Raw genomic sequence first — 6,706 nt, forward strand, 5'->3', positions numbered from 1 at the left:
CCCCGGATTGAAGGGCGTCGTATTCTTTTGGAACCAAATTTAAAAGCATGGCGGAGGTCACCACCATGGCAAAGCGAACCGACATCCTCGCAAAAATCGACGAATGGCTGGAGCCCGGCAACTTTCAGGATTATGCCCCGAATGGACTTCAGGTTGAGGGCAAAGACGAGGTCCGGACTCTGGTAACCGGGGTCACCGCCTCACAGGCGCTGGTGGATGCAGCCGTAGAGCAGGGCGCGGATATGATCCTGGTGCATCATGGTTACTTCTGGAAAGGCGAAGACCAGGCGATCCGGGGTATGAAAAAACGCCGGATCAAACAGCTGCTCAACAATGACATCAGCCTGCTGGCCTACCATCTGCCCCTGGATGACCATCCTGACTACGGCAATAATCGCCAGTTGGCTGATGTGCTGGGAATACAGAACCCCCGGCCACTGGGCGGTCTTGTCTGGCAGGGTGAACTGGAAGCGCCCTTGTCTCCGGAAAAATTCGGGTTGCATCTTGCCCGGGCGCTGCATCGGGAGCCGCTTCATGTAGGGGATGGCCCAGAGCGTATTGAGACGGTGGCCTGGTGCACCGGTGCTGCACAGGGCTTTATTGGCACGGCCCTTGATGCTGGCATTGATGCCTATATCAGTGGCGAGATTTCAGAGCCCACTACTCATACGGCCCGTGAGTGTGGCATTCATTATTATGCGGCGGGTCATCATGCGACCGAGCGTTACGGTGTTCAGGCGCTGGGACAGGCTTTGGCGGAGGCTTTCGGCCTCAGGCACCAGTTTATCGATTGCGACAATCCGGTATGACGGCGCCTGAGGCCTGAACCGGGTTCAGGCGGACTGCTTGCCGCCTGAACCCAGGCCGTAATCTTCAGCCAGTGTGCCCGTGTCGTCCGGGTCTGACTTGGGTGCATAATCGCGGGGCGGCTCGGACGGTGCATCGTCAGAACCGTGCTCCAGCCGGCCAGAGGATTTTGACTCCAGTTCATCAAGCCATTCGTCATCATTGCACAGACGGTTGGCGCCACGTGCCATGTGCTGGTTCATTTCGTGGTAGGCGTCGTTGAACCGGCGCAGCAGGTGTGACGATTCCATGAAGTGCTCGTTCACCTGTGCCTGGTAGCGGGTGAATTCGCTGCGCAACTCCTCAACCTGCTGCTCGGCACGCCGCTGGCGAAGCGTTGCTCCCTGGCCCGACCGGCCCACGAGTACTCCGATGACAATGCCAACCACCAGCGCGGCGACGGCCGCCAGAATCAGGTTTGTCATATAACAATCGTCCTTTCTTTAACCTGCAAATTGAGGAAACCCTCTCGGGAACAGTATAACGCCCCGGGCACTCATAGCCCATGGCAAAACACTGAGCCAATCGTCTTATTGGTGCAAGTCATGCCCGGCGTGGAGAAAATCTGCGAAATGAGAGACAATATCGCGCCCAAATTTCAACCAGATGGCGGGAAGCCCTAGATGACAGAAGCCATGTCCCATGAAACTGATGCGAGCCTGACCCCTTGGGAGCGTTACCAGAAGGATCTTGAACGCCCGGAATTTCAGAAGGATCCTGCCCAGGAAGATGCGGTAAGGCGTCTGCAGGCACTATACGACAAACTGGTTGAAGCCGAAAACGGCCGTGACAAAACCCTTGCCCAGAAGCTCAAGCTCAAGCTTAACGGAGGCAAGGAAGAGCCGGTCAAGGGGCTGTACTTCTGGGGCGGCGTGGGGCGCGGCAAGACTTACCTCATGGACACCTTCTTTGAGTCCCTGCCATTCAAACGGAAGATGCGTGTGCATTTTCACCGGTTTATGCAGCGGGTTCATAACGAACTCAAGAGCCTGAAAGGGGAGAAAAACCCGCTGGAGCTGGTGTCCAAAAAGTTTGCGGATGAGACCCGGGTCATCTGCTTTGACGAGTTTTTCGTTTCAGACATCGGCGATGCCATGATCCTGGCTACGCTGATGGATGGTCTGTTCAGCCGTGGCGTCACACTGGTCTGCACGTCCAACATTGTGCCGGACGGTCTCTATAAGGATGGGCTTCAGCGGGCGCGGTTCCTGCCGGCGATTGAGCTGGTCAAGAAACACACGGACGTTGTCAATGTGGATGGAGGTGTGGATTATCGCCTGAGAACGCTGGAGCAGGCGGAGTTGTACCACTACCCGCTGAGTGAAGATTCGGATAAGAGCCTGCGCCGGAGTTTTGATGCCCTGGCGGTCGAAGCCGGCAAGCACAGTGCCAGCATTGAGGTGAATGGCCGCAAGATTCCGGCAGAAGCCCACGCGGACGACGTGGTCTGGTTCGATTTCAAAGCGGTATGCGATGGCCCGCGGAGCCAGAATGATTACATCGAACTGGCCCGGCAGTTCCACGCCATTATCGTCAGTAACGTACCGGTGCTCGGTGGTGACATGGACGACCAGGCCCGCCGGTTCATCAACATGGTGGATGAGTTCTACGACCGCAGCGTAAAGGTCATTATGTCTGCTGAAGTGCCGATTACCGAGCTGTATGCGGGCGGACGACTCGGATTCGAGTTTGAGCGCACCGAATCCCGGCTGCTCGAAATGCAGTCCCAGGAATATCTGGAAACGCCTCACAAAGCGTGACCCGAACAAACGGATACCCGGCAGGCTCTGATCCCCGAGCCTGCTGCCCCCCTCCTGTTTTGCCTCCCGGCCGATCCTGTCTACAGTAATCAGTAGAAAAATCATACTTTGGAGTGATAAACGCCTTGCCTACCCTTGGCTATAGTGCCAATAGCAGGGCTGTGCACCCGGACCGAGAAGGCCCATTGCTCCTGCAACAATAAACAGAGCAGCGGCTCAGAATAAAAATATGGAGAAGTCTTCCAATGACAAAACAGAATCCTAAAAGGCACGCTTGGGCGAAGCTGCCCCTGGCGGTTGCGATAGCCACCGGCTTTTCAGCTCCCGCAGCAGCTTTCCAGTTCAATATCGGCGACGTGGATGCCGCCTTTGACACCACCCTGAGCGCGGGTGCGACCTGGCGAACCGAAGAGGCGGATAAGCGTCTGATCGGTATTGGCAATGGTGGAACGGCCTCGTCGACAAACTACGACGATGGCAACCAGAACTTCGACAAGGGCGATACCGTTTCGAAGATTGTCAAAGGGACCAGTGAGCTGTTTCTGGATTACGCCGTTGACTCGGATGTGCTGACCCGGGCGGGCGCTCTGGTTCGTGGCCGTTATTGGTATGACTTCGAGTTGAAGGATGAGGAGCGCCGTTTTAAACCGCTCAGCGCGGATGGTGATGCCAATGCATCCGGCGCGGAGTTCCTCGATGCCTATGTATTCACGGACTGGTATCTGGGCAATGTCCCTCTCACAATGCGCTATGGCAATCAGGTTCTGAGTTGGGGTGAGAGCACCTTTATCCAGGGCGGTATCAACACCATTAACCCGGTGGATGTACAGGCTTTCCGGGCGCCGGGCGCTGAAATCAAGGATGCCCTCCTGCCGGTGGAGATGTTCTACTTCTCGGCTGGCGTCACTGAAAACCTGACGGTTGAAGGGTTTGTGCAGACGGACTGGGAAAAGACCAGGATTGATGATTGTGGCACCTTCTTCTCAACGGTGGATTTCGTTGCGGATGGCTGCGGACCGGTCTATCCATCCGGTGACTTGTCGGAGGCGCAAGCTGAAGCCCTGAGCCAGCAGATTGAAGCGGGTACCGGTGGGCTCCTCAATGGTTTTATCAACCGTGAGGGGGATGTCGAAGCAGATAGCAAGGATCAGTTCGGTGTCGCCCTGCGGTGGTATGTGCCTGAACTGAACGATTCAGAGATAGGGTTGTATTACATCAAATACAACAGCCGCCTGCCCTACATCAGTGGCCGGGTGAATAACCAGCCCCCGGGGACACCTGCGAGCATCCCGGGTGATGGTACATACAACCCGAACGAAGACCCGCTGGCCTTTCCCAACTATTTCATTGAGTACCCGGAGAACATTGATCTGTACGGGATCAGCATCAACACAACGACCCCCGGTGGTTGGTCATTGGGTGCTGAATACAGTCTGCGCAAGGACATGCCCCTGCAGTGGAATGCTTTCGAGTTGATCCTGGGTGGCCTGCAGGTTGACGGCGCCGGCACGCCGGTGAGTCTTCTTGAGCAGCAGCGTCAGGCTGAGAACCCGGGTGAAAACCTGAGCGGGCAGCGTGTGAAAGGCTACGATCGCTACGACGTATCGCAGTTCCAGTTCACCCTCATCAAGTTCTTCGACCAGATCATGGGCGCCTCCCGGATGTCGTTCATTACGGAATTCGGCGCGACCTATGTCCATGACCTGCCAGACACCGATGAGGCCCGTTATGGCCGTTCGGGGGCCTTTGGCATTGGCCCTGTCCCGCGTGAAATTCCCGGGTTGGGGCAGGTTGATCTCTGCGAAACCGTACCTGGACAACCTAACGGCCTGAACCTGAATACGGATTACTGTGAGAATGACGGGTTCGTGACCGATTTCTCCTGGGGATATCGGGCCCGCTTTGTCTGGGACTACCCGAACGTATTCTCTGGCGTGAACCTTTCCCCGCAACTGGCCTGGAGTCATGACGTGAAGGGCTACGCGCCACAGCCGGGTGGTGCCTTCCAGGAAGGCAACAAGTCTATTGGCGTCTCGCTGACAGCGAACTATCAGAACCGTATCAGCGGCAATATCGGCTACACCAACTACTTCGGTGGCAAGCCCTATAACGAGATGACGGACAAGGACTTCCTGAGTGCCAGCATCTCCTACTCATTCTGATCCGGACAGCATTTGTTCAAAGAGGTAAGCTACATGAAAACCAACAAGAAACTATTGGCCACAGGCGTGCTGGCCGCCAGTCTCTTTGCCGGTCAGGCCTGGGGCGCGGTATCCGCTGACGAAGCAGCGAAACTGGGCGACACACTGACGCCCATGGGCGCCGAAAAAGCCGGTAACGGTGGCGAGATCCCGGCCTGGGATGGTGGGCTTTCCACCGCTCCGGCGGGGTATCAGGACGATGGCATCTATCTGAATCCGTTTGCGGATGAACAGCCGAAGTTTGTCATTGACCAGAGCAATGTGGATGAGTATGCCGACAAGCTGTCACCGGGTCAGGTAGCCATGATCCGTCAGTACCCGGAATACAAAATTCCGGTATACCCGACCCATCGTACGGCAACCTTCCCGGATCACATCCAGGAAGAGACCCGCGAGAATGCCACCACCACCGAACTGGTGGCCGGCGGTAACGGTCTGGAAAACTACGACGACGCCACGCCGTTTCCGATTCCGCAGAGCGGACTGGAAGTGATCTGGAACCACATCACCCGCTACCGCGGTGGCGCTGTGCAGCGCAGTGTTGGCCAGGTTACGCCGACCGAAAGCGGGGACTTCTCCGTGGTCAAGTTTGACGAGGAACTGGTCTGGAACCGCTATCTTGACGACTACGAGCCGGGACAGGACGACAACGTGCTGTTCTACTTCAAGCAGGCCATCACGGCACCGGCGCGACTGGCGGGCAACGTGCTGCTGGTTCACGAAACCATCAACCAGGTGAAGGAACCGCGCCGGGCGTGGATTTACAATGCTGGCCAGCGCCGGGTTCGCCGGGCTCCACAGGTTGCCTATGACGGCCCGGGTACGGCGGCAGATGGTATGCGTACGTCCGATAACCTGGACATGTTCAACGGCGCCCCGGACCGCTACAACTGGGAACTGATGGGCAAGAAGGAGATGTACATCCCCTACAACTCCTACAAACTGGTTGACCGTGACCTGAGCTACGATGACATCATCCAGCCGGGCCATATTGACCAGGACCTCGCGCGCTATGAGCTGCACCGGGTCTGGCATGTGCGTGCCACCCTCAAAGGAGGTGAGCGCCATATCTACGCCCAGCGTGACTTCTACATCGACGAAGATTCCTGGCAGGCGGCTGTGATTGATCACTATGACGGTCGCGGTGAGCTGTGGCGGGTGGGTGAAGCCCATGCCATGCAGTTCTACGATCAGGACGTGCCCTGGTATGCGGTGGAAAGCCTGTACGACCTGCTTTCTGGCCGTTATCTGGTGCTGGGTCTGACCAACGAGGAAAATAACCCATATACCTTTGGCATTGACCGTCGCTCCCGTGACTTCACACCGGCGGCCCTGCGCCGTGCGGGTCTGCGCTAATCCCGGAGTGTAAGTCCCTGAAAACGGCGGGCCACTGGCCCGCCGTTTTTTTTGGGATTGTTGATGTCAGCAAACAGGTGGGATAATCTGCTTGCTCTGAACAGCACACGCGGCCAAGGCAGGCTGCCCGAGACAACCAACCCACGGATGGAGACGGCTCATGGACGAGTCAGTTGCACTTCCTCGTTCGCTTTCCGAACTCTTCAACACCGAACTCTCCCAGTCTCAGCGCCTGCTGCGCCTGTCGGTGGGTGCGCCACTGCTGCCCCACCGCCTCGTAGGCGAACAGCGCGTCAGCGAACCCTTTCGCTACACCCTGGACTGTTTCTCCCAGCAGGGTGATATCGAACTCAAAACCCTGATGGCCCAGCCGGCCCGCCTGTCGGTATTACAGGCCGATGGCGGCTACCGCCACCTGCACGGCCTAGTCTCCGAAGCCGCCCTACTAGGCGAAGACGGCGGCGTGACCTACTACCAGCTCACCCTGGTGCCCTGGCTCGAGATGCTCAAACTCGGGCGCAACAGCCGCATCTTCCAGAACCG

At 57.4% G+C, this 6,706-nt stretch carries 6 protein-coding genes; 5 read left to right on the top strand and 1 reads right to left on the bottom strand.

The annotated features are described in order from the left end of the window. Positions 1-65 precede the first annotated feature (65 nt). Positions 66-809 carry a Nif3-like dinuclear metal center hexameric protein gene (locus HNR38_RS13110; RefSeq protein WP_183704959.1) on the top strand — a complete coding sequence of 248 codons (744 nt, stop codon included), beginning with the start codon at positions 66-68 and terminating at the stop codon, positions 807-809. Positions 810-833: 24 nt separating this feature from the next. Here HNR38_RS13110 and HNR38_RS13115 read toward each other — a convergent pair whose 3' ends face one another. Further along, positions 834-1,271 carry a Z-ring associated ZapG family protein gene (locus HNR38_RS13115; RefSeq protein ID WP_183704960.1) on the bottom strand — a complete coding sequence of 146 codons (438 nt, stop codon included), beginning with the start codon at positions 1,269-1,271 and terminating at the stop codon, positions 834-836. 234 nt (positions 1,272-1,505) lie between these two features. Between HNR38_RS13115 and zapE the strand changes: the two genes are divergently transcribed. From zapE to HNR38_RS13135, 4 genes are all read left to right on the top strand, one after another. Then, positions 1,506-2,606 (top strand): cell division protein ZapE, encoded by a 1,101-nt coding sequence (zapE, locus tag HNR38_RS13120; RefSeq protein ID WP_183704990.1) that lies wholly within the window; start codon positions 1,506-1,508, stop codon positions 2,604-2,606. Between the two features lie 245 nt (positions 2,607-2,851). Then, a complete protein-coding gene (locus tag HNR38_RS13125) occupies positions 2,852-4,768 on the top strand; it encodes a DUF1302 domain-containing protein (RefSeq protein ID WP_183704961.1) in 1,917 nt (638 codons plus the stop codon). A 33-nt stretch (positions 4,769-4,801) separates the two neighbouring features. Then, positions 4,802-6,163: a DUF1329 domain-containing protein gene (locus tag HNR38_RS13130; RefSeq protein ID WP_183704962.1), complete on the top strand. Its 1,362-nt coding sequence runs from the start codon at positions 4,802-4,804 to the stop codon at positions 6,161-6,163. 160 nt (positions 6,164-6,323) lie between these two features. Further along, positions 6,324-6,706: contractile injection system protein, VgrG/Pvc8 family (locus HNR38_RS13135; RefSeq protein WP_183704964.1), on the top strand; the 383-nt coding region annotated here is incomplete at its 3' end.

The organism is Marinobacter oulmenensis (assembly GCF_014201735.1).
GTDB lineage: Bacteria > Pseudomonadota > Gammaproteobacteria > Pseudomonadales > Oleiphilaceae > Marinobacter > Marinobacter oulmenensis.